At 49.8% G+C, this 24,468-nt stretch carries 17 protein-coding genes; 15 read left to right on the forward strand and 2 right to left on the reverse strand.

Translation table 11 applies throughout. The features are described 5' to 3' along the window. The 9 genes from B5D52_RS13035 to B5D52_RS15955 form a co-directional block, all read left to right on the forward strand. Positions 1 to 1,347 (forward strand): glucose PTS transporter subunit IIA (locus tag B5D52_RS13035; protein ID WP_143287351.1); only part of this gene is annotated, 1,347 nt, incomplete at its 5' end. Positions 1,348 to 1,349: 2 nt separating this feature from the next. Beyond that, positions 1,350 to 2,789 (forward strand): glycoside hydrolase family 1 protein, encoded by a 1,440-nt coding sequence (locus tag B5D52_RS13040; protein ID WP_016147013.1) that lies wholly within the window; start codon positions 1,350 to 1,352, stop codon positions 2,787 to 2,789. A 45-nt stretch (positions 2,790 to 2,834) separates the two neighbouring features. Further along, positions 2,835 to 3,668 (forward strand): Cof-type HAD-IIB family hydrolase, encoded by an 834-nt coding sequence (locus B5D52_RS13045; RefSeq protein WP_016147012.1) that lies wholly within the window; start codon positions 2,835 to 2,837, stop codon positions 3,666 to 3,668. A gap of 337 nt (positions 3,669 to 4,005) precedes the next feature. Then, positions 4,006 to 4,842, forward strand: a complete 837-nt coding sequence (licT, locus tag B5D52_RS13050; protein ID WP_159446505.1) for a BglG family transcription antiterminator LicT — start codon at positions 4,006 to 4,008, stop codon at positions 4,840 to 4,842. Between the two features lie 92 nt (positions 4,843 to 4,934). After that, entirely contained in the window at positions 4,935 to 6,803 is a 1,869-nt protein-coding gene (locus tag B5D52_RS13055; RefSeq protein WP_040332709.1) for a beta-glucoside-specific PTS transporter subunit IIABC, read from the forward strand. A gap of 25 nt (positions 6,804 to 6,828) precedes the next feature. Then, positions 6,829 to 8,253: a glycoside hydrolase family 1 protein gene (locus B5D52_RS13060; protein WP_016147009.1), complete on the forward strand. Its 1,425-nt coding sequence runs from the start codon at positions 6,829 to 6,831 to the stop codon at positions 8,251 to 8,253. Positions 8,254 to 8,486: 233 nt separating this feature from the next. Then, entirely contained in the window at positions 8,487 to 8,888 is a 402-nt protein-coding gene (locus B5D52_RS13065; protein WP_016147008.1) for a hypothetical protein, read from the forward strand. A gap of 66 nt (positions 8,889 to 8,954) precedes the next feature. After that, complete coding sequence (locus B5D52_RS13070; RefSeq protein WP_073993887.1) at positions 8,955 to 9,146, forward strand: hypothetical protein; 192 nt, start codon at positions 8,955 to 8,957, stop codon at positions 9,144 to 9,146. A gap of 65 nt (positions 9,147 to 9,211) precedes the next feature. Continuing rightward, positions 9,212 to 9,643, forward strand: a complete 432-nt coding sequence (locus B5D52_RS15955) for a hypothetical protein (protein ID WP_143149532.1) — start codon at positions 9,212 to 9,214, stop codon at positions 9,641 to 9,643. A 680-nt stretch (positions 9,644 to 10,323) separates the two neighbouring features. Here B5D52_RS15955 and B5D52_RS13075 read toward each other — a convergent pair. Then, positions 10,324 to 11,181: an AraC family transcriptional regulator gene (locus B5D52_RS13075; RefSeq protein ID WP_016147007.1), complete on the reverse strand. Its 858-nt coding sequence runs from the start codon at positions 11,179 to 11,181 to the stop codon at positions 10,324 to 10,326. A 96-nt stretch (positions 11,182 to 11,277) separates the two neighbouring features. Further along, entirely contained in the window at positions 11,278 to 12,213 is a 936-nt protein-coding gene (locus B5D52_RS16755) for a GNAT family N-acetyltransferase (protein WP_078689225.1), read from the reverse strand. Between the two features lie 261 nt (positions 12,214 to 12,474). On the opposite strand from B5D52_RS16755, the gene B5D52_RS13085 reads away from it, so the two are divergent. The 6 genes from B5D52_RS13085 (at position 12,475) to B5D52_RS13115 (ending at position 24,331) form a co-directional block, all read left to right on the forward strand. Beyond that, complete coding sequence (locus B5D52_RS13085) at positions 12,475 to 14,199, forward strand: sensor histidine kinase (protein ID WP_016147005.1); 1,725 nt, start codon at positions 12,475 to 12,477, stop codon at positions 14,197 to 14,199. After that, positions 14,183 to 15,799: a response regulator transcription factor gene (locus B5D52_RS13090; protein ID WP_016147004.1), complete on the forward strand. Its 1,617-nt coding sequence runs from the start codon at positions 14,183 to 14,185 to the stop codon at positions 15,797 to 15,799. Before B5D52_RS13085 ends, B5D52_RS13090 begins: the two co-directional genes overlap by 17 nt. After that, positions 15,796 to 17,079, forward strand: a complete 1,284-nt coding sequence (locus B5D52_RS13095) for an ABC transporter substrate-binding protein (protein ID WP_016147003.1) — start codon at positions 15,796 to 15,798, stop codon at positions 17,077 to 17,079. The genes B5D52_RS13090 and B5D52_RS13095 overlap by 4 nt, the downstream gene beginning before the upstream one ends. Positions 17,080 to 17,183: 104 nt before the next feature. Continuing rightward, positions 17,184 to 19,544, forward strand: a complete 2,361-nt coding sequence (locus tag B5D52_RS13100) for an S-layer homology domain-containing protein (protein ID WP_016147002.1) — start codon at positions 17,184 to 17,186, stop codon at positions 19,542 to 19,544. 857 nt (positions 19,545 to 20,401) lie between these two features. Then, the gene (locus B5D52_RS13110; protein ID WP_016147001.1) at positions 20,402 to 23,008 is read left to right on the forward strand and encodes an AAA family ATPase; all 2,607 of its coding nucleotides are present in this window, start codon (positions 20,402 to 20,404) and stop codon (positions 23,006 to 23,008) included. A gap of 30 nt (positions 23,009 to 23,038) precedes the next feature. Beyond that, the gene (locus B5D52_RS13115; RefSeq protein ID WP_016147000.1) at positions 23,039 to 24,331 is read left to right on the forward strand and encodes an McrC family protein; all 1,293 of its coding nucleotides are present in this window, start codon (positions 23,039 to 23,041) and stop codon (positions 24,329 to 24,331) included. Positions 24,332 to 24,468 lie beyond the last annotated feature (137 nt).

The following is a 24,468-nucleotide window of genomic DNA, read 5'->3' on the forward strand; positions in this document are numbered from 1 at the left end:
CTGGGCTGCAATTCTTTCCTTGCAGCGATGGTTTCTTCTATGCTGGTCTATCCCAATCTGATTACCTTGCTGAGCAGTGACACGCCGACCTATCTGTTTGGTGTCATCCCGGTCATGCATGGCAGCTACGCTTCGTCGATTATCCCGGCCATGCTGGCGACCATCCTGCTCAAGTATGTCGAGATTCTGGTCGATAAGATCACGCCTGACTGGTCGAAAAACTTCTTAAAGCCCCTGCTGATTGTCATTATCACCGCACCCATCACGCTGTGCCTGCTCGCACCGCTCGGTTTGATGATTGGTAATGTGCTCCAGGTCGTCATCAACACCATTTATGGCTTTGCACCGTGGCTGGCAATGCTGCTGTTTGCGGGATTTATGCCGTTTATTGTCATGACCGGTATGCACTGGGCCTTTGTTCCGGCTTGCCTGATGTCTCTGGCAGACCCTGGTTTCGAGCTGATGCTGCTGCCTGCCATGCTGTGCAGCAACACCGCCCAGGCCGGTGCAACCTTCGGTGCAGCGTTTAAGACCAAGGATAAGGATATCAAGCAGATGGCATTCCCGGCAGCAATCTCGGCACTGCTGGCTGGCGTTACCGAGCCTGCCATGTATGGCGTTACCCTGCGCCTGAAAAAGCCCATGATCGGCGCTTGCATCGCAGGTGCGATCGGTGGTCTGATTGCAGGTTTTGTAAACCTCAAGGCATTCGCATTCGCAACTCCTTGCTTGACCGCAATTGTTCAGTTTATCTCTCCCGAGGGCGGCAGCAATTTCATGTTTGCTTGCATTATCTTTGCGGTTGTTCTGGTATTGTCGTTTGTTCTGGCCTTTATTCTGACTCCGGCAAATGCAGAGGAGGCATCTGATACGCCAGCAGCGCCTGAGACCACTCCCGCATCTGTACCGCTTTGTGATAAAATAGTAATTGAAGCACCCATCCCGGGTGAGGTCATTCCGCTGACCGAGGTGAAGGATCAGACCTTTGCCAGTGGTGTGCTGGGCGAGGGTTATGCCATTGTTCCGTCTGAAGGCAAGGTGTATGCACCCTTTGATGGCACCTGTGACAATCTGTTTGATACCCTGCACGCAATGGGTCTGGTATCCGACAGCGGCGTGGAGCTGCTCATTCATGTCGGTCTGGAGACGGTGAAACTCAACGGCGCACCGTTTACCGCACATATCAAGAGCGGAGATACGTTCAAGAAGGGCGATCTGCTGTTGGAGTTTGACATCCCGGCCATTCAGGCTGCGGGCTGTGAGATTCAGACACCGGTCATCGTAACCAATGCTGAGGATGTAGGAGACATTTCCATCCAGGGACGCAATATCGTAATAGGAGGATAATAATGGTACTTTCCAAGGATTTTCTGTGGGGTGGCGCGACGGCTGCCAATCAGTGTGAAGGCGCTTGGGATCGCGACGGCAAGGGCATATCGGTTTCGGATATCTGTACGGGCGGCAAGTTCGGCCAGAGCAAGCGCATCACGCCGGTACTCGAGCCGGATACCTTCTATCCGAGCCGTGAAGCCATCCAGCATTACGACCGTTTCCGTGAGGATATCGCACTGTTTGCCGAAATGGGCTTTAAATGCTATCGTTTTTCCATTGCATGGGCACGTATTTTTCCCAATGGCGATGAGGCTCAGCCCAACGAGGCTGGTCTGCGCCATTACGAGGAAGTCATTGACGAATGCCTCAAATACGGCATCGAGCCGCTCATCACCATTTCGCACTACGAAGTGCCGTTCGGCCTGACCAAAAAGTGCAATGCCTGGGTCAGCCGTGACATGATCGATTATTTCCTCAACTACTGCCGCGCAATTTTCACCCGTTATAAGGGCAAGGTTAAGTACTGGCTGACCTTCAATGAGATTAACAGTGCGTCCGCGCCTATGGGTGCGCTGCTCAATCAGGGTATTTTGAACGATCTTGAGCATCCGACCGAGTTCATGAACCAGCCGGATATCCCGCAGCAGCGTTATCAGGGGCTGCACCATATGTTCGTCGCAAGTGCACTCGCCGTGCAGATGGCGCACGAGATCGACCCCAATTACCGCGTGGGCAATATGATGATTTATTCGGCCAGCTATCCGCTGACCTGTGATCCCGATGACGTACTGGCTTGCCAACATTACAACCGTCTGTACAATTACTATTGCACCGACGTGCAGGCACGCGGCGCATACCCGGCGTTTGCTGCCCGTATGCTCGAGGAAATGGGCGTCAAGCTGGATGTTCAGCCCGGAGACGCAGAGATCCTCAAAAATGGCACGGTAGACTTTATCACCTTCTCGTATTACATGTCGTCGTGTCAGACTGCCAAGGATATTAAGGGCGGCGAGGGCAATATTCTGGGCGGCGTGCCCAATCCCAACCTGCCGTCTTCTGATTGGGGTTGGCAGATTGACCCCAAGGGTCTGCGCTATGCGCTCAATGACCTGTATGATCGCTACGGCCTGCCGCTGATGGTGGTAGAAAACGGTCTGGGCGCTAAGGATGTCATCGGGGCAGACGGTTCGATCAACGACGATTACCGCATCGACTATCTGCGCCAGCATATCGAGCAGATGAAGGAAGCGGTCAAGGACGGCGTCGATCTCATGGGCTACACGCCCTGGGGCTGCATCGATTTGGTCTCGGCTTCGACCGGTGAGTATGCAAAGCGCTATGGATTTATTTACGTCCGTCGTTATGATGATGGTACCGGAGACTTTGCGCGCCTGAAGAAAAAGTCGTTCTATTGGTATCAGAAGGTAATTAAGACCAACGGCGAGGATCTGGCCTGAGGTCGTGATAAGCTCGGTCGCGATTGGTATTGCAGAGGATTTGACATGCATACAAAAATCATTTTTTTGGACGTAGATGGCACGCTCGTGGATTATCAAGGGCGTCTGCCGGACTCGGCCCGACTTGCCGTACGCCAGGCGCGTGCAAATGGACACCGCGTATATATTTGTACCGGGCGCAGCCGTGCAGAAATCTATCCATTCCTGTGGGAGATCGGACTGGATGGTATGATCGGCGGTAACGGAAGTTATGTCGAGGATGCAGGAGAGGTTATTTTGCATCAGATGATGACAGCTGCGCAATGCCGCGCGGTGGTGGATTGGCTGCAGGCGCGTGGACTGCCGTTTTATCTGGAAAGCAACAGCGGTTTGTATGCGAGCGTGGATTTTGCGAGCGGGGCTGCAGATGCAGTGCGGGAGTACAGCTGCCGCAAGAATGGTGATGACGGAACAATGACCGTACAGCAGGCATTTCCGGACATGATTTATGATGGCGAATTGTATCGAGCGGATGTCAATAAAATCAGCTTTGTATTGCGGAGTATACAAGATTATGAAGATGCAGCGGCGGCGTTTCCTGATTTAAAAGCGGGAACTTGGGGTGGAAGCGGAGAACGTGCGCTGTTTGGTGATCTGGGCGTCAAGAATATCACCAAAGCCCATGCGATTGATACGCTGCTGAACCATCTGCACGCTGACCGGGCAGATACCATTGCCTTTGGCGATGCGAAAGTAGATATTCCGATGCTGAAATACTGCGCATACGGGGTCGCAATGGGCAATGGTGGCGATGAGATCCGTGAAATGGCGGATTTGGTCACAGATGATGTAGAGCAGGATGGCCTGCTGCATGCGTTTTGCCGGTTGAGGCTGATCTAACTTCAAAATTGCACTCCGCTTGTTATGCAGTATCATGTACTGATAATGGGTGGAGTGCCTTCTTTATGCTAAAGTATAATTGTGGGCGCAGTAAGAAACCGGATTTTTCACATCAGCATACCGGGTTTCGTGTAAAACGTACAAAAAGTTTTAAAATATTTGTTCACAATCGCAGTAGACAAGTGTTCATAAAGTGAATATACTATGTACAGTAATCAAATACTTGGATTGTCACTGGTAATGCAGGCAAGACCGCTATGAAACCTCGTATTGGGAGGTTTTTATGGTGGTGCTTGCTTTTTTTGTATTCTTTTTTAGAAAAAAGAGGGGGATTTGGTTGGGAAACTTTATTGTGCGGCGTATCCTGAACAACAATGCGTTTGTGTCCACGGACGAGCAGGGACAGGAGATCGTCGTCATGGGCAAGGGCATTGTGTTTCAAAAAAGCGCTGGTGACCGCGTTCCATTCGCGAGAGCGGAACAGGTCTTTCAGCTCTCACAGGAGAACACCAGCCGCTTTCAGGAACTCATCGCCCGGATTCCGATGAATTACATGGTTCTCAGCGAAAAAATCATCCAGATGGCCGAGGATAAACTCGGAAAGAAGCTGGATGAGAGCATTTACATCACCATTACCGATCATATTTATTCGGCTGTCCAGCGCTATCAAAATGGCCTGGTGATTCGCAATACCATGCGCTGGGAGATCCAGCGCTACTACCCGGATGAGTACGCTGTCGGCTTGCAGGCCGCGCAGATCATTCGGGAAGCCCTGTCGGTTTCTTTTGCTGAGGACGAGGCCGCATTTATGGCGCTGCATTTTGTCAACGCCGAAACCGGCATCGAGATCGGACAGATGTATGAAGTAACCGAGTTGATTCACGCCATCTGTGATCTGGTGCACCAGCACTTCCAGATGGATTTCGATACGACCTCTATGGCCTACTACCGTTTTTTGACACACGTCAAATTTTTCGCTCAGCGCCTGATGCTGGGCACCTATTACGAGGATGACGACAGCGAGTTGCTGGACGCCGTCCGCAGCAAACACCCAGAAGCCTACGCCTGTACGCAGAAAATCGCGGCTTATATCGCTAAGACCCGCGGTCAAAAACTGGGCGAGGAAGAAGAACTCTACCTGACCGTGCACATCGCACGCGTCGCCAAGTCCTGATAAGAAAACCGATCTCAAGCGCGCGGAGGTTTGGTTTTTTGATAAAAAACAAAAAGTTCCTCTGTCTTCAGAGCAGAAAGGTTGAATCGTTCATGGATTGGAAAGAAACAGCAAAATTGATCACCGAGCGGGTGGGCGGCAAGTCCAACATCCGCGGTGCGACATATTGTACCACTCGTCTGCGCCTGACACTGGCCGATGAAAGTCTGGCCAATGACGACGCAGTATCCGAAGTTCCCGGCGTCATCAGCGTCGTACATGCCAGCGGCCAGTATCAGATCATCATTGGCAATCGCGTTCCCCGCGTCTTCCAGGCAATGCAGGAACTCGGTATTCTGGATCAGGCTGCCGCTCCCGAACCCGAAAAGAAGAAAAAGAGCATTCCGGCTGCCATGATGGACGCCCTGCTGGGCTCCATGACCCCGGTTATTCCGGCGGTCATTGGCTGTGCCATGATGAAGGTTCTGCTCGTCCTGCTGCCCATGCTGGGTGTGCTGACAAGTGAGAGCATGACCTATCAGGTATTGACCGTCATCGGTGATGGCTCGTTCTACTTCCTGCCCATTCTGGTCGCCGCATCGGCTGCCCGTTACTTCAAGGCAAACCTGTTCCTGAGCATCACCATTGCAGGCATTCTCATTCATCCGACCCTGCAAACCCTGTTTTCGTCCGGTGACCCGGTATCGCTCTTTGGTATCCCGGTAACCGCTGCAAACTATCCCTATTCCATTCTGCCGGCCATCATTATGGCTTGGGTACTGTCCAAGGTAGAAAAGGCAGTTGACCGCATTACCCCTGCAATCACCAAAACCTTCCTTGATCCCATGCTGATCGTGCTCATCTGCGCACCGATCGCTCTGTGGATTGTCGGCCCTGCCGGTGCCATCGCTGGCGATGCACTGTCCGGTGCACTGGTATGGATTCAGGAGAATCTGGGCTGGCTGGCTGTCGGCATCATCGGCGGTATCTATCCGGTACTCGTTCTCTTTGGCATGCACCACGTCCTGACCCCGATTGCCATTGCATCCCTGAGCTCTCTGGGCTTTGAAACCATCGTTATGGTCGCACAGCTGGGCGCAAACCTGGCACAGGGCGGTGCTTCGATGGCTGTCGCACTGCGTTCCAAGAATAAGAATATGCGCCAGACAGCTGCCGACGCTGGCTTCTCCGCACTGGTCGCTGGTATCACCGAGCCTGCCATGTACGGTGTTACCCTGCGCCTCAAGCGCCCCTTCATTGCTGTTCTCATTGCATCGTTCACCTCGGGCTGCTTTGCCGGTCTCATGCAGCTCAAGAGCTTCTCGACCGCATGCCCCGGTCTGGTTACTACCATTCAGTACATTGAGGCTGACCGCCCGATCTCCATTCTGTACATCGCACTGACCTGCGTCATCGCGATCGCAGTTTCCTTCGTTCTGACATTGATTCTGGGCTTCCGTGATCCGGAATCGGCTTCCGCAGAGACCGCTCCGACCGCTGCTGCACCGGCAGTACAGCCGTTAACCACCGAACGCCGTCTGGTCGATTGCCCGATGGATGGTAAGCTTATTCCGTTGGGTGAAGTTGCTGACGAGACCTTTGCATCCGGTGTTCTGGGTGCAGGCGTCGCACTCGAACCCACCGACGGTACGGTTTACGCACCCTTTGACGGCACGGTTGAAACCCTGCTCGACTCGCATCATGCCATCGGCCTGCGCAGCACGGACGGTGTGGAACTGCTGGTACACATTGGACGTGACACGGTTGCACTGAATGGCCAGCACTTCACCGCCTTTGTCAAGGTAGGCGACACCGTGAAAAAGGGTCAGCGCCTGCTCGCATGCGATCTTGACGCAGTGCGTGCAGCTGGATATGATATTACTACCCCGGTAATCGTTACCAATACCGACGAATTTCTGGATATTGTCCCGGTACAGCAGCCGGCCGTCAAGCACGGAGATCGCTTGCTGACCATTCTGTAAAACCAATCGGAAAGGAAAGATAATCATGCAGATGCAGTTTCCAAAAGATTTCCTTTGGGGCGGCGCGACCGCTGCCAATCAGTACGAAGGCGGCTGGGATGAAGGCGGCCGCGGCCCGTCGATCGACGACGTGTTTACCGGTGGTTCGGTCAATACTGCTCGCCGTATTACCATCCCGCCCGAGGCGGATGCTTTCTATCCCAACCACGAGGCAACCGACTTCTACCACCACTGGAAGGAAGATATCGCACTTTTTGCCGAGATGGGATTCAAGGTCTATCGTATGTCGATTTCCTGGTCGCGTATCTTCCCGAACGGAGATGACGCACAGCCCAACGAGGAAGGCCTGGCATTCTACGATGCTGTGTTCGACGAGCTGGCAAAGTACGGCATCGAGCCGTTGGTCACGCTGTCGCACTACGAGAATCCGCTGCATCTGACTACGGAGTACGGCGGCTGGAAAAACCGAGCACTCATTGACCATTTCGTGCGCTATGCGGATACCGTTCTGCGTCGCTATCGCGGCAAGGTGCGCCGCTGGCTGACCTTTAACGAGATCAATATGCTGTCGGTTCCCTTTGGCTCGTTCATTGCAGGCGGTATGCTGCCTGAGACCTGTACCGCACAGGATCGCTGGGATGCGATGCACAATCAGCTGGTTGCCTCGGCGCGCGCTGTACGTCTGGCACATGAGATCGACCCGGAAAATCAGATGGGCTGCATGATTGCTTATATGTGCGTCTATCCTCGCACCTGTTCTCCTGAGGATCAGCTTACCCAGCTGTCTGTCGATCGCCTGCACAACCTGCTTGCCGGTGATGTGCACGTACGTGGCGCATATCCCAGCTATGCCGAGCGCCTGCTGGCAGAGGAGGGCGTGACCCTGAAGGTTTCTGAGCAGGATGCAGCAGACCTCCGTGCGGGTACGGTTGATTTCTATACCTTTAGCTATTATGATTCCCGCTGTGTCGGTACGGCGCAGGAGGGCGATCCTTCGACCGGTAACGGCGCACTGGGCGGTCTGCGCAATCCCTATCTGCAAGCGACCGAATGGGGCTGGCAGATCGATCCCAAGGGCCTGCGCTGGGTGCTCAACCATCTGTATGATCGTTACCAAATTCCGCTCATGGTCGTCGAAAATGGCCTGGGTGCAATGGATGAGGTCGCGCCGGATGGTCGGATTCACGATCCCTACCGCATCGACTATCTGCGCCAGCATATTGAATCCATGCGGGAAGCCATCACCGATGGCGTCGATCTGATTGGATACACACCCTGGGGCTGTATCGATCTGGTATCGGCCAGCACGGGCGAGATGCGCAAGCGTTATGGTATGATCTATGTGGATAAGCACGATGACGGAACGGGAGATCTTTCCCGCCATCGCAAAGATTCGTTCTATTGGTATCAGAAGGTGATTGCAACTAATGGCTCTGATTTGAATGATTGAGGTCATCTTTTTAAAAGTGAAAACGAGATAAAAATAGAACCCTCGGCTTAGCCGGGGGTTCTTTCTGCTTATGCGCGGCGGGAAAAGTAGAAATCAGAGATAGAAGCTACAAAAAACTATTGATTTTTGTGGGGTTATGTTATACTGACCCTATAAATGTATGCTTGATTTTGCGATAAATGAATCTGGGTCAGTTGGGCTTGGTGATTGAAGAGGTCAGAAGGAGGTTGTGTATGCCCGGTGTCTTATATAGTTTAACGCTGTTCAATCAATGGCAGGAAGGATTTTTTATTGGACTGTTTGAGTCGCATGAGTACGCGCAGCAAACAGCAGAGCGTTACTTGTCTGCCGTCCCGGGGTTTCGAGACTATCCGTGTACTTATGAGATCACAGAAAAATCGGTGGTTGGTTCTGTAGCGCCATCTGGGAAAATCTATGTGGTCTGGGGATGGAATGAGAATCAGGAAGGATATGATACGGATATTTGGTGCAGTGACTGCTATACAGATCGCGAAGAAGCAGAAAAGGTTCTTGCAGATACGAAGCAGTGTCTGAACAGGCAGGAGTGGAGTTTAGATGGCTATCCAATAAATCAGTGTCATTGGACGGATGGTTTTGTGCGAATGTTTTATTAGAACAGAAGAAAGACAGGACTGGAAAAATATTAAAATGGTAGAGTTTACTGCGAAAGGAAGAGTGCTGTGCGAAAAGAATTTGAAATTCAAGGATGCATTGAAGTCTCACTCGAAGTAACAGAAGATGAATTTTGGAATGCGTTTATTGGATTTGTGGAGTCCAAAGGCTGGTCATTTGGCGGCGGCATCCGAGAAATTCAAGATGGATACTATATTTTGGCTGATGGCAGCCGAGGGCAGCGGGTATTGGACGGGTAGAGGATACAACCAAGATCTCTTAGCTTTTTGGGGATTTGTCTTGAATATTGGGAGATGTGATTTTTGTGAAGCAAATACAGATGCAAATGACAGACTATTCGGTATCATCAGAATGGTGGAAAAAACTGATCACACATTTTATTCAAACCAATGATGAAATAGAAATTCGCTGTTGGAAAGAGGAAATTTCAGAAATTGCACAGGCTTCTTTGTATGGAACACCTGTATCTGACGGTTGGGAGGTATCCATTAGAACGATAGTTACGAGAAACCTTTTGCAAGAATTACAGACAGAAAACCCGACTGATAAAAGCATTTACAATAAAATGACAAAATATTGCACACTCCGTGTAAAAAATCCTTCTTACTCGTTTGTCAGCGAACACTATGGAACGGAAATTTATATAGCTGTGAGTTCTGATTGTGCCGTTGTTTGTTTCACTGAACTCATTCATCCGTATACAGATTGTTTCAGCATCAATATCACAGGCAGTTAAAACGTTAGATGTACTGTTCGTTGCGGACGGTTTGCTCATGTGCATAACTTTAGACTAAATAAAAATCCCTCCTGCATTTTTAATAGGAGGGATTTGCTTTACTTCATTTTTATTGTAAAGCTGCGGATGATCGATCCTGCACCAGCAAATACTCGATCAGGTTTCGAGTTGGTCTGTATTTATAACTCCAATCTACGATTTGCTTGAGCTGAAGTTCGATCTCTTTATCGCCCAAAGTGCTTTGTTGAGTGTAAAACAATCTGCGTGGATGAAACAGATATCCAGAAGGTCTTGCAGCCACTTTTGCTTAGTATGGATAGGATGCGTTCGTAATGTTCATCACGCGTAATAAGTTCAAGCATAGATAACTCCTTTGACACCGTAAAATTGCGATACGAAGGGGATATTTCTAAACGTAACTATATCATATTATTTGTTCTTGTAAAAATTAATACCGAATCATGTGTTTCACGAAATATATCTGTCAAAATACGCGTGCTTTCAATCGATTCATGTTTGACGTATATGCAAGCAAAGCTGTTTTATGCAAAAATAAATGCGGTGGAGAGATATTCCACCGCATTCTGATAAAATGTTGACATTCCTCCAAGTGCCTCTGGTGTAGATGAGAATAGCGATCATCATACGCCGAATAAGGGTATGCTGATGAAGCACATGCGTTATTTCTTTTCCACAGGCAGCCAGATCTCGCAGTAATAGTCTTGATCTTGAGCACCGTTTTCAAACTTGCTGGCATCGCTGTACAGTTCTACGTTGATACCGGCGGCAATTTTGTAGTCCGGATTCGTTGGCAGCCACTGAGAGAAAATCTCGTGGTTCAGTCCCTGGAGGGCTTGGGGCATTCGGCCGGTGCAGGGGAATACCGCCCAAGTGTGGGCGGGAATGGTACGGGTCACAAAGCCGTCAGGAATTTCCTTGGCGGGATCGTAATTGTCGGCAATGAGGTATTCAAACTCGTTGCCGCTCATGCTCTCGTCCAGGTTGATACCGTACATACCACATACTACCTTGCCGCCGCCTGTGCTGAAGTGTTCCGCCCAGAACTGAGGAACCTGTACGGCAGCATCCTCATACTTAAAAGTTTTTGCGCGGCAGAGCACGGTAAAAGCATCTTTTTTCATAATCTTACAATCCATGTTTTGACCACCTTCCAATGTCACTTTGATTCGAAGCGGAGCAAAGGAACGCACCGCGCCTCCGCTTTTTCTGAGTGCGGTAGGCGTGAGACCGTGGAAGCGGGTAAAAGCTTTGGTAAAGCTATCCGGTGAATCATAACCGAACTCGAGCGCAATGTCGATAATCTTCCGGTCCGTCGTGAGGATCTCCAGACCGGCGACGGAAAGCCGGCGCTGACGAATGTAATCACCAACCGTAATACCGCATAGCATGGCAAAACCTTTCTGAAAATAAAAAGGGGATAGAGCTGCTTGCTGTGCAATATCGCGGATGGATAGTTCCTCCCGGAGATTGTTCTCGATATACTGAATCGCTTGATGAATACTTGTTACCCAATCCATAGGCTACACCGTCCTTCTGTATTCAGCATACTCGCAATCAAAGTGCGCTGCCCGATTTTTTGTGCGAAGGTTTGTCCAATACGTAAGTTTGGTGATTTACCGCTTCAAAATGAATTCCTGTACAGGATAGCCAAACTCTTCGGTCAGTTTTCCTGCTGAAAAACCTAAGTTTTTGTACAAAGCTCGTGCGGCAATACCGTTCGGATCGCCTTCGCGATAGGTGAAAACTGTGATGTCCTTGTGAGCGCCCATCTGCGTCAGCATAAATGATATCATCTGCTGCGCAATGTGCTGTCGCCTGTACGTGGGATCTACAGCTAAAAAGCATAGTACATTATCTTTTCTAGAAAATAAGAGGGTGCCGACAATATGATTTGCCTTTACTGCACAGATGGCAGATGCGTTTTCCATAAAATGCAAAACTGTTATTTTGTGTGCCTCCAGAGCTTCCTGGGTTTCTAGTCCCGGAAAGCTATCTTTCACGCATTCAACCAGTTCCATCCATGCGTCAATGTCTTGCGTTTGAGCAAGTCTAATTTTCAAACAAGGATATTTCAGAAGCATTAAATACTCTGTGCCTTTCTCCTCTAAAATTTGAAATCCTGCTCTTTTGTACAAGTGAAAAGCAGGATTTTTCTTTTGGACAGAGAGGGATACCTGAGAAAATCCCTTTTTATAAAGCAGAGATAACAGGTTGCTTAATAGCTTTCTACCAATACCTTGGCCACGATATCCCGGCAGCAGCGAAATGGCAAGAGAAGGCGTATCTTTGTCAATGTGGCCATAATCCTCCATGATACGGCTCCATGCAGCGCCTACGATTTTCCCGTTTATCTCAGCTACAAGGCAGTGATCTCCGAACCGAGTGCCAAAGTCGGCAATATAGAGTTGTAACTCGGGCAGATCGATAACCGATCGGGACGGAGGCACTGTCCCCTCGGGAAGAAAAATCGCCTGATAGAGAAATTCTCGTAGGAGGGGATATTCTTCTGGTTGCATTGCGCGGATGATAAAGTCTGATTGTTTCATCATTCAGCCCTCCTTTTGGCTCTTATCATAGTATATCATACAGAGGAATGGACTGTCTCGAATATAACGAAATCATATCAAGTCCATGGATAGAAAGGACGATCTTTGAAAAGCAATCGAAGAATAAGGTGTTTGCGAACCCAGCAGGATAATCGGACGATTTAGAAGAGTGCTTGAGACCTTCTCAAAAGGTGTGTTAAAATGAAACCAGCTTGGCGGGTATACTTGTCGATTCAGTCGTTGTGGGGAAAGGAGGAACCGGGTATGAAAAACCATCAGTTACAGCATCGCCTGCTTAAATATTTTATTTTTGTGGCGATCGTGCCTGCCGTATGTATTGCACTGCTTTATTTCGGTATTACGCAAGCCGACACACGTGCGCGTCTGGAACAAGACTGCAATCAACGTCTGACGCACGCGATGAATAAGATCGAGAACAAAGTGACTCAGCTCAATGAGTTTACCGGATGGATTTTCCGTCAAGAGGACTTACAAATGCTGCTTGCCCGCCCGGAAGCGCAGGCCAGTTGTTATGATGAAGTATTCCATCAGGCGGTACAGGAATTGCGGTCTCAATTTTCATATCGACCGGTCACACGGGGTATTCTGTCTCTGTTTTTAATCGGGGACAATGGGGTAGACATTCGAGCGGGCAGCGAGGCATCGCTCATCGATCCGAAGGATTTGACCGATCTTATCACTTGCAGTGACGCATGTGATACCTACTGGGGGTGTTTGACCGATAATCTAACTGCTTTCACCGACCATCCGCAGGTGCTTTTTTATCGCCATCCAATGATCGATTCTGATACCGGCGCGCAGACCGGTTGGCTGGTGCTGTTGTTTTCCAGCGATCTGTTCCGGGACGAATGCGCTGATTTGTTGACCAATGCTGAAAATCAGGTCATACTGTCCAATCAAAACGGCGGCACGCTGGCTTGTTTCGGTTCGCAGCAATCGCAGGAAACCCGACTGGAAGGCAATGTGGAGTCACTGTCTACTGGTTGGACATTGTCTGTGCAGATGAGCGCCGCAGCGCTGGGGGAACAACGACGGACTGCGCTGTGGATGACGGGCCTGATCTTTTTGGTGGCGCTCATTATGACGGCTATTTTGGCCTGGATGCTGTCGCGCAGTCTGGCTCGTCCAGTCGAACGCATGATGCAGACTGTGACCCGCATCTCACAGGGCGATTTTTCACGCAATCATCCGGTCGTGCTTGGCGGCACAAGCGAGATGGACACGCTGGAACGACATATTGGAGACATGGGAGACAGTATGGAGCGCCTGCTGCACATCCAGCTCGAGCGCGAGCAGGAAAAACGGGCACTGGAGATTCGGATGCTGCAAAACCAGCTCAATCCACATTTTCTGTACAACACACTCAATACGATTAAGCTCATGGCGGCACTGCAAGGCAAGACTGCGATCCAGAACATGATCGAGGCGCTCGGCCGACTGCTGCGTGCCAATTTGTCAGCCGGAGAGGAACAAATACGCCTGTCGCAGGAACTGGACATGCTGGACAGTTATTTGTACATCCAGAATACAGCCAAAAAGGGCGTTTTACATCTGGTGAAGGAGATTTCAGAGCCGGATGTGCTGGAATGCCTAGTGCCAAAGTTTCTGCTTCAGCCGGTGGCCGAAAACGCGATTGTGCACGGATTGGTACAAAATCCGTTGGGCGGGACGATTACGCTATCGATTCAAGCTGTTGAGCATACGCTGCATTTGATTGTGTCTGACACCGGACAGGGGATGACACCAGAGACGTTGGATGCGCTGCGTCATCGAATACGTGCTGCCGAACCGCCTCGCACTGACGGAAAACACGGTTTTGGTTTGTGGAGCACGGCGGCACGGCTGCGGCTGCAATATGATGATAAAGCGGGGATATCGATCGACAGTCGGGAAGGACACGGGACAACCGTGCATATTTGGCTGCCGGTACAGCGGGGAAGGAGGACACAGGATGCCAAAAAGGAATAAGCGAGTATTGCTGGTGGATGATGATGCTATGGTTCGCATCGGTCTGAAAACGTTGGTAGACTGGTCAGGGCACGGCTACCAGCTCATCGGTGAAGCGGAGAACGGTGCGCAGGCGCTGAAAATCGCACGTCAGGAACAACCTGAAATTGTGATTACCGATATGAAAATGCCGGGAATGGATGGTGTTGCGCTTATCCGAGCCCTGCAAGAGATACAGCCGCCGCTGTATGTGGTCGCGCTAAGTGGTTACGATGATTTCCCACTGGTACGCGAGGCTATGAAGCAAGGTGCTAAGGATTACCTGCTCAAGCTGGAACTGACACCTGAGACTTTGCTGCAAAGTTTGGCTGGTGCGCCTGATACACCGACCAATGATATACCTCAACCAGACCAAACTATGCTGCGCAGTCGAGTGCTGCGTGATTTGGTTTTCCATTTTTATTTGAACGAGGACGACTTGGAAAAGCGCATTCGAGAAACTGGGATTTGTTGGACTGGGGAGACCGTTTATTGTCTGCTGCTCAAAGCCGGAGAATTGTTTCGATTTGAAGAGGCCACCGAGGAGGAATGCCACACTTTGCTGTTCTCTATCCGCAACATTGCGGAGGAAATTGTGGGAGCTTGTCTGGATACGGTCAGCACCGAGGGCAAGACCGGAGAGCTGTATATTTTAGGTGCATTGCGGCCTGAACTGACAGGACAGGATGCCGACGCGTTGGTCGAACAGACTGCCCATCGTCTGCATGATATGCTTCAGCAGTATGTTGATGTTTCGTGTACGATTGGAATCGGACAGGGCGAGAATACAGCTGGTGGTATGGCAGAGGCGTGTAACCGGGCGGCGGATGCCATGCGCAGCCGGTTTTATCGGCTGAACGATCCGGTCATCTGGTGGCAGGCCGATCTTTGTCCACAGACCGAACCAGAGACTTTTTCTACAGCCGAAGCCCGCAGGCTGCTCGCTGAGGGGATTTCTTCGCTGTCGGCTGAGACTGTCGATGAGGCTATCGATCTGGTGCAGAAAGCAGCTGCGCGTCAGCATTGGACACAGCGCAACGCCTATGCGGTCGCCTTTGCACTGGCGGTCACGGTGCAAGACTGTCTGGAAGCGTATGGATTCGATATTCCGTCCCAAATGCCGCGCAGTCATGGCGATCTGCTGCGCTGGATGGATTTACACCATATGGGAGATGTCCGTGATTGGCTGGAACGACTGCGTCAGGATCTGCTCGAGTACATTCAGAAGGAACGTGCGGACGGCAAACAGGCGGTGGTGCGACGTGCACAGGATATCCTTACGCAGCGTTTTGGTGGAGAAATTACTCTGCCGGAGTTGGCTGAACAGTTGGATTTAACACCGGGATATTTAAGTGCGCTGATGAAGAAGTATACCGGAAAGACCTTTTCCGAGTATCTGACCTATTTGCGCATTGAGCAGGCCAAAAAGCTGCTGCGTGAGACCAATGATAAGATCTATGCGGTGGCAGTAGCGGTCGGATATGAAGATGCATTTTATTTCAGTCGCATTTTTAAGCGTGAGACCGGAATGACGCCGGGAGATTGGCGGAAAAGGGCAGAGCAGAGGGGAGATGCCCTATGAAACGACGTATAACGGTGATTTTTCTGCTCTGTGTGCTGACGATTGGAGTGACGGCTGTTTATCTGTTGCCTCAAAAGAGAACGGAGGACGACCAAACCGTCCATACGCTGCGTGTCGCGCTGTGGGATTACGGCACGGTCAGTTATGACCGCCGTATCATCGAGCAATTCACCCAAGAATATCCCAATATTCAGGTTGAAGTGGTCAGCTGCTCGCCTGAGTATTATGACAGCAGTCTCGAATCCATGCTGGACAGCGGAGAACGGTTGGATGTGATCTTTGTCAATCAGCTTCCGCAGCTTGCCAAGTTGATTGCACGAGATATCGCATTGCCGCTGGATGATTATGTCGAGCGGGACGTGATTGATCTGGACGTTTATCCCGACACCGATGTTCTGCGCGATCCGGATACCGGTGCCTTAATGGGATTGCCGTATCGCCAAGATAAATTTGTGCTCTATTACAACAAGGATTTGTTTGAACAAACTGGATGTAGCATCCCGGAAAACGGCATGACTTGGGAGAAATTTGCCGATCTGGCGCAGACGCTGACTGAACGGCTGCAAAAGACACAGGCGAATCGGTGGGGCGCGACGCTGATTTTGGAGCCGAAGCATATTTTATATTATATGAGCCAGCATGCATTTGACTGGTCACAGGATGATTTTCAAAATTTAGCAGCGGGATTACAGTTATGGCTGGACATGCAGGATAGCGGCGGCGTTGCGGATATTGTAGGCAATCAGATGCGCTTGGATTCGCAGCGTATGTTTGAAACCGGGCGGTATGCAATGTTTATACAGGGAAGCTGGTATATGAACTTCTTGCATATGGATGCCCAAAGTGGTCAGCTGGATTTTTCGTGGGGTGTGATCGAACGACCGGTTTGGTCGGAGGAACAGCCCAATGAGAATGATGCTTGGATCACACCGCTTATCATACACCGCGACACGACTGAACCCGAAGCGGCTTGGACATTCTTAAAGTTTGTGTGCGGAAAGCAAGGTGCGGAGATCCTGACAGATGAATGGATTTTACCAGCTTATCAGGATGCCGACATTAGGGCGCAGCTGCGTCGAAATATGCAGGCAGAAGGTATTGATGCAGATATTTTTTTAGAAGGTTTGTCCGATCCGCGGCCCCTGCCAACTCAGCAGGAGCTTGCGCTTTCCGAGCAAATTTATGAACTGTATCGGCGGGTGTTGCTTGGATTGGATACAGTGTCGGAAGGCATCGAAAAGATGGAGCAGACCCGACAAAATTGGAAAAATGCAGGCTAGTGTGGATTTGTACAAAAAATCGTTTGATTCTCCATGTTCTTGTTCCAGCCTTTCCCGTATACTGAAATCAGCATCTAAGGATGCAGATGAAAGGAGGATTTCTCATGAAGAAGGGCTGGAAACGAGTAGGAGCGGTTGTTCTGACTGCTTCAATGTTAGTTACAGTGGCAAGCGCTGCGGCACAATATGGAGCGGTGGACCCCAATGATCCGTATGCGCCGCCGGTCAGCGGTATGTTCCACGAGCAAAAGATCAATGCCGATGGCTTAGTCGGACAGTACAGCGTATATATTCCGGAAAATTTTGAGCCGTGCACCGATGGCGTGATGATTTTGACTCCGGATGGCATGACGGCTAAGAGTTTTGTGGAAAGTGAAGAAGGACAGGCGTGGAAGGCTCTTTCAGACGAGCTGGGTATCGCGACCGTCTATGTAGAGCCGCAGGATGGACAGACTTGGAATCTCGATCTATCGGACGACGATCGTGACGATCAGGCGTTCTTAAAGAAAGTTTACGATACTATCCGCAGTAAGTCTCAGACATTGGATGCGCCGTTTGACATGGATGAGCGTGCGTTTTATCTGGTTGGATATGAAGAAGGCGGTGCTTCTGCACACGAATTTGCAATGGCATGGCCGGCAATCTTTGCGGGTGCAGCTTCGGTCGGCGGCAGTGCCGTACCGGAAAGTGCGATTGATACGCTGGGTGATGCGTTGAGTTATCCGTTTGCAGAGGCAGATAGCTTGGCAGGACAACAGGAAAATGCGATTCCAAACTGCGATGTTCCGGTTCCCATGTGGATCGTTGAGTCAGAGGATGAAGCAGATAACAGTGATGCAGTGGAAGCTTACTGGGCTACGGCCAACGATGCTGAACAAACAAGTGCAAACTCGTATGCACAGACCGTATATGTCAGTGAAGAAAATGACCGGCAGCGCGTCTGGGTGACAGACGGCGCAAAGGCTGATGAGATGACACCAGAAGTTCTCTATGAAGAGTTTCTGTCTAAGGTGCAAAGATTTGTTGGCGATCCGGAAGGTCGTCTGGAGTGGACGGTCGAGCATACCAATGACGGAAAGACGGGATTTTTCACCTATGAGCAGATGATTGATGGCAAGCAGCGACGCTGGATGGTATATGTCCCCTCGTCTTATAACAGCAGTGAAGCAGTGCCGCTTGTAGTCGCGACGCATGGCTACTCCAGCGCAATGACTGCGTTTACCGGAGATAGCCGCTGGCAGGATGTTGCAGAGGAAAACGGTTTCATTGTTGTGTTTACACAGGGATATCCGACTGATGGCGTCATGGGTAATATTCCAGTACCGTATTGGAATAACCCGCTGATGGGCCTGACCGTCGAGGAACCGGTTGATGAACTGTCGTATTTTCGTCAAGTCGTTGCACAGGTTAAGGAAGACTACACGATTGACGCGACACGCGTTTATGCGACCGGACATTCCAACGGTTCTTGCATGACATGGCTGTTGGCACTGAAAGAAAGTAACTTGTTTACCGCATTTGCTCCCATTGGTTCCAATATGGGTGCTTATTATGAGACGATAAAGATGAATGATGTTGCTGTCCCAGTTTGGAATATGAAGGGTGAGTACGACAATGAAGACGGTGCGTCGCTGGCAGAGGGCACGCTCAGTCATGATACCATTTCGTACTGGACGCAGGCCAATGGTGTAAGTGCAACAGCAGTCGAACAAACCGATGAAACTGGCCGGTATGTGACGCAGGAATATCAGGATGCAGATGGTGTGCCGCTGGTTCGGTTCACGGAGGTCAAAAATTCTCCACATGCATATCTGCCTGCGCAAGCTGAGATGATCTGGGAAGACTTTTTCTCCAAATATAGCAAGAAGGACGGCGTTCTGTACTATGAAGGTAAGGCTGTCACAACGCCTGAGGCAGCACCGAGCGAGTTTACCGACATTGACGGTCATTGGGCACAGGATGCGATTGAGCAGGGCGTAAAGCAGGGCCTGTTCAGCGGAACTTCAGCTACACAGTTTAGCCCGGAGCAGACGGTAGATCGTGCAATGGCAGTCACAATCTTGGGCCGCAGTGCAGGCACTGCAGGGAACGCATCTGCTGCCGCAGCTTATACTGATGTAAGCGCGGATGCGTACTATGCACCGTATGTCGGTTGGGCAACTCAGCAGAGCATTACCAACGGCACTAGCCAGACGACTTTTGGACCGACTGAGGCGGTAACGCGGGAACAGATGGCCGTTATGCTGAGCGCATATGTCAAGGCCCAGGGTAAGACACTGCCCGTAGCCAATGAAGCTGCAGCTTATGCGGATGATGCTTCGATTAGCAGTTGGGCCAAGGACGCAGTTGCGCAGATGCAGACTTCGGGTATCATGACCGGTAAGGAAAACAATCAGTTTGACCCGGCAGGTGCAGTTACCCGTGCGGAACTGGCGGTTGTTATGCAGCGTATCGCAGCTTTGTGATATCATACATCCCCCTTTTTTACATTCTGGATACCCTAGGTGAAACGGCGCTATATTATAGCGCCGTTTTGCTTTTGAGAGAGGTGTTAGGATAAATGGTTTATGGAGACATATGGGAATGAATCGGGTTATAGATCCGAGTGAATAGGTAAGTACTGGAAAGAGGAGATGTAATAGCAGATGCTTTTGATAAGTTGTGAGTGGGGAAGATGGATTGGTACAGGCAACTAGACTTGTGTGAATGTGATTTCCTTGCAGATCTCGGCTGAATATGCTATCATTATATACAACGCTGTCAGGTGTTGGAATTGGCCTTGGCGGTACGAATGTATGGATCAAATGCTCTGCCGCATGGCAGAGCATTTTTTTGTATACTCCGCCTCTGACGAATTATACAGAAGCCGCCTTTTAGGAGAAGATCAAGGATGATTTGCGCAGGTGTACTTCCTGTTGCTTTTCGGCCAGCTTTATAAAAAGGCAGGCCTGGTTTTACCATTCAAGGATATAGCGGCTGCTGTGGAGCGAGGGCGTACAGGTTACTTCCACCTGATATGATTCGCGTTTTACATCAGATACTTAGTTCGACACAAGAGATCAAAATTGGTCGCAAGCAGAATAAGACAAACTGGTTGATGAATTTCATTCTGGGATGAAGTTATCAGAAATAGCAAAAGAACACGAAAGAAGTCGTGGATCGATCGAAACCAAATTGGCGCACCTAGGTTTGCTTGAAAACGCTTACTATAACAGAAAATAGAGTTGATCTATATGCTTATCTACTACTTTATCGCCGGAAATGGTCTAAAGATTTGTTCTGTGACTGATTCTGGACTTTACAGATGGAGGGTACCATCTAAATGAATCAAGAGATACTGAAAAAAATGAAAAGTCGCCCGGAAGTGGCTGTCAATTCCATCCGTCGTGTTGTCAGTCAATATAAGGAATCCTTTGAAGCCTGGTTTCCAGAAGAAATGTATAAGTGGCGGGCAGTCCAGTGCTTTCAGGAGCATTGGAACCCGGAAAGAGTGGATTTTGCAGAAATGCTGAAGGAATCTCTGGCACAGGCGGGCAATCTGATGGACACCAATTACGCGTATCCCTGCAAGATGATCGCATTTTTTGCGGAAAAGGAGCCTAATACGGTTCGATTCATGTTTCAGCGACTTCTGGACCCTCAAGCAGATGTGGTCGAGCAAATACAGAGCTTTGAGAAGAGCGCAGATGGTTTGTTAGCCAAGTATCAGTTCAAAGAGAGCATGAAACAGCATTATCAAGGCGATCGAACGATCTGCACCTACCTGTTCTTTGCGCAGCCAGACCGGTATTTTCTTTATCAATACGGTAAACTCAAGGCTTTTCTGGCAGAGACTGGCTTGCGCGCCACCTGTAAAATGGGAGATATCCAGAATGTACTTACCTACCAGGAGGTTGCCAATCAAGTTCTCTCTTGTGTTCGGCAGGACAGTGAGCTGCTGAATCTGTTTGAAACAAAACGGGCGGAGTTGGGAAACTCGTATTATCCCGATTCTGAGCATCACCTTTTAACGGACGATATTATCTACTTTGCAAGTCGGCTTTATAAAAGCGGCTACTGGCCGGCTTCGGCAGAGTATGATCCGGAGATCAGTGCAGAACAGTGGTTAGAACTTCTTGCAGACAGATCGGTCTGCACAGCAGAAAATTTGGAGATTCTGAAAACCATGCAGGAGTTGGGAGGCGAGGCGACCTGTAAACAGCTGAGCTTGCGATCTGGAGGAAGTTCTGCCCATTATAATGGCAGTATGATCCAGTTGGCCAGACGGGTACAGGGAAAAACCGGTTGTCCATTAGTTCAGAGTAAAAATGAAGATCAGAAATGGTGGCCGATTTTGTTTGTGGGCCGCACGGCCCTTCCCGATCAGCCTGGTACATACTCTTGGAAACTTCGCGATGAATTGGCAGAGACGCTGGAACTTCTGTCGCAGAAAGAGGTGAATAATCCCATGCCTTTTGCAAAGAATACAATTCTTTATGGTCCTCCTGGAACGGGCAAGACTTACCAGACAGTCAACTATGCTGTAGCGATCATAGAGGGAAGAGCCCTGGAAGAAGTTCAGACAGAAAACCATGAGGAGGTTTTGCAGCGATACCGAAAGTATCGGCAGGATGGGCGCATTGAGTTTACAACTTTCCACCAGTCTTTCGGCTACGAGGACTTTATTGAAGGCATTCGCCCGGTTTTTGCGGAGGATAACGAAGAGGAAAACGGTGACATTTGCTATGAGATTACAGATGGTGTGTTTAAGAAATTCTGTGCGACCGCGCAGCCTCCAGCAGTAGACCCAAATCAAAACCCCTACGGCTTCTCAGCATCTCCCACGATCTGGAAAGTGTCGCTTGGAGGTACAGGGCAGCACCCACTTCGGGATTACTGCATGGCAAATAGCTGCATCCGCATTGGATGGGATGAATACGGAGAGAACATTACCGATGACATGGACTACCATGTAGGCGGAAAAACGGTGTTGAACGCATTTTTGTACAGAATGCAGCCTGGAGATATTATTCTTTCCTGCTATACCGCGCACTCCATTGATGCGATTGGTGTCGTAACTGGAGAGCCTGAATGGCATCCAGAATTTGACCACTATAAGCGGCTGAGAACAGTGAGATGGCTGATTCAAGGCCAAAACATCGATATTGAAGAGTTTCGACTAGAAAAAAGTCTGACGCTGTCCACGGTTTACCGGCTTAACACGACGGTTGAAACGGTCATTGAAGTTTTAGGCAAGCATGGATTTTCAGGTGCAGCCCCAGTAAAGGGCACCAAAGGCCCCTATGTATTTATTATTGACGAGATCAACCGCGGCAACATCTCCAAGATTTTTGGAGAACTCATCACTTTAATTGAGCCTTCCAAGCGCCTGGGGCAGAGTGAAGAATTGCAAGCCAAGCTGCCTTACTCTCACAAAGCCTTTGGAATCCCTGACAATGTCTATTTGTTGGGTACCATGAATACAGCGGATCGCTCTATTGCTCTGTTGGATACTGCCCTCCGTCGTCGGTTCAGCTTTGTGGAAATGATGCCGGACAGTGGTGTTCTGGATGACGTAAAAGTCGAGGGTATTTCCATCAGCGGTCTGCTTACGACACTAAACCGCCGGATCGAGGTGCTGTTTGACCGGGAACATACGCTCGGCCATGCTTTCTTTACGCCTCTGCGTCAGTCTCCGACGATTCAGACCTTAGGTGAGATCTTCCGAGATAAGGTTGTTCCGCTTCTTCAGGAGTATTTCTATGACGACTATGAAAAGATCTGTCTGGTACTGGGGGACAGGAAACGGCCAGAGCAGCAGCAATTTTTTAAGGTTGAAACAGTTGATTTGCAAAGCTTGTTTGGCGTGGAGCCAGAGTTTGAGGTAAATCCCACATACCGTATCAATCCAGATGCCTTCTTTGATGCGGAAGTATACCGAAATCTCTGACTGGTGCATTCCATTGGGAGGTGAGCTCCGTTGAAACAATATACCATTCGGGAATATATGGGTTTTAGCCGAAATGGACCACCGCGGGCAGGTATAGTCTCTCTGCCGGAACACGCCTTCGATCAGCTGGAGCAGTTTATTCTATCCAATCGGGATGCAAATTCCGGAGCCGAACCACTGGAACTCATGAGTCTGAGTGCCAGGCAAGGTTTGGGTAAGGTGATTACTGCCAAAAATTATGTAGGAGTTATCACCACTAGAGACGGAACTGAGATCGAAATTCTGCCCAAACTGACGTTGGCAGGGGACAACAGTGACCAGGCTGTTCGTAAAGTGTTTCTTACTATGCTTCGAACGGTTCAGGAGGCTCCGTTCAAGGCATTTCGCACTGCCCACTTGAATACCTCTCGCATGCACTTATTGGATCTGTTCGTGCGCATGTTTTTGGACGAGGTACATCGGCTGATTAGGCGAGGGTTGAAATCGGATTACACAGCAAAACAGGATAATGAAACTTGTGTCCGCGGGAAAATCGTATTTTCGGAGCACATCCGAAAAAATCTGCTGCACCGGGAACGAGTCTTCGTGGAGTACGATGTATTTAGTGTGGATTGCCCGGAAAATCGCTTGGTGAAGTCTACGGCGCTCTACTTACAGCGGAACACCACGAATTTGCAAAATCGCAAAGATCTTCGGAAGGTATTATCCGTTATGGAGCAAGTCCCGGTGTCCCAAAATGCAGAGCAGGACTTCCTACGCTGTGGTCAATCCCGCACCATGGCAGACTACCAGCGACTGCTGGAGCTGTGCCGGGTATTTTTACAGGGTAAGAGTTTTACCGCATTTTCTGGCGGACAGGCTGCCCTAGCGCTTCTTTTCCCTATGGAGCGAATTTTTGAGAGCTATGTGGCAACGGTTTTACGACGGTGTTTGGATGCCAAACAATATCGTGTGCATGTGCAGGCGAAAGGCAAGTATCTCTTTGAGTTGCCTCGGAAACAGTTCGCTCTGCGGCCGGACCTCGTCATTGAAGATTTGAATAGCGGGGAGCAGACCATATTAGATACCAAGTGGAAACTATTGTCTCCTCAGTGGCACAATTATGGAATTTCGCAAGCAGATATGTATCAGATGTACGCATACCAGAAGGAATATCAGGCGAAACAGACGGTGCTGCTTTATCCAGATTGTGATGCAATGGCAGGTCAAAAGGTGCCGCTCTGCTATTCTTCTACTAGTGGGAGCCTAGTCAGGGTGCAGACCTTGCATTTGGACGATCCAATTGCCGTAGTCGAAGCTGTAAAACAGCTGTTGGATTTATGATACCCATATCACCCAGAGAAGGGGGAAATACCCAATAAAGATGATCTACTTTGCATGCTGCTATTGACTGGGTGCGGCGGGAATACTACAGATGATTCCTATGGAAGCTAAAGAAGTGATGGACACGCAGGAAGTCA

Origin of the sequence: Butyricicoccus pullicaecorum DSM 23266 (assembly GCF_900167005.1) — a bacterium.
Taxonomy (GTDB): Bacteria; Bacillota; Clostridia; order Oscillospirales; family Butyricicoccaceae; genus Butyricicoccus; species Butyricicoccus pullicaecorum.

Coding starts and splice junctions, on each gene's coding strand:
- B5D52_RS13040 (WP_016147013.1), top strand. CDS start 1,350: ATGGTACTTTCCAAGGATTTTCTGTGGGGTGGCGCGACGGCTGCCAAT.
- B5D52_RS13065 (WP_016147008.1), top strand. CDS start 8,487: ATGCCCGGTGTCTTATATAGTTTAACGCTGTTCAATCAATGGCAGGAA.
- B5D52_RS13095 (WP_016147003.1), top strand. CDS start 15,796: ATGAAACGACGTATAACGGTGATTTTTCTGCTCTGTGTGCTGACGATT.
- B5D52_RS13110 (WP_016147001.1), top strand. CDS start 20,402: ATGAATCAAGAGATACTGAAAAAAATGAAAAGTCGCCCGGAAGTGGCT.
- B5D52_RS13055 (WP_040332709.1), top strand. CDS start 4,935: ATGGATTGGAAAGAAACAGCAAAATTGATCACCGAGCGGGTGGGCGGC.
- B5D52_RS13045 (WP_016147012.1), top strand. CDS start 2,835: ATGCATACAAAAATCATTTTTTTGGACGTAGATGGCACGCTCGTGGAT.
- B5D52_RS13085 (WP_016147005.1), top strand. CDS start 12,475: ATGAAAAACCATCAGTTACAGCATCGCCTGCTTAAATATTTTATTTTT.
- B5D52_RS16755 (WP_078689225.1), bottom strand. CDS start 12,213: ATGATGAAACAATCAGACTTTATCATCCGCGCAATGCAACCAGAAGAA.
- B5D52_RS13075 (WP_016147007.1), bottom strand. CDS start 11,181: ATGGATTGGGTAACAAGTATTCATCAAGCGATTCAGTATATCGAGAAC.
- B5D52_RS13060 (WP_016147009.1), top strand. CDS start 6,829: ATGCAGATGCAGTTTCCAAAAGATTTCCTTTGGGGCGGCGCGACCGCT.
- B5D52_RS13090 (WP_016147004.1), top strand. CDS start 14,183: ATGCCAAAAAGGAATAAGCGAGTATTGCTGGTGGATGATGATGCTATG.
- B5D52_RS13100 (WP_016147002.1), top strand. CDS start 17,184: ATGAAGAAGGGCTGGAAACGAGTAGGAGCGGTTGTTCTGACTGCTTCA.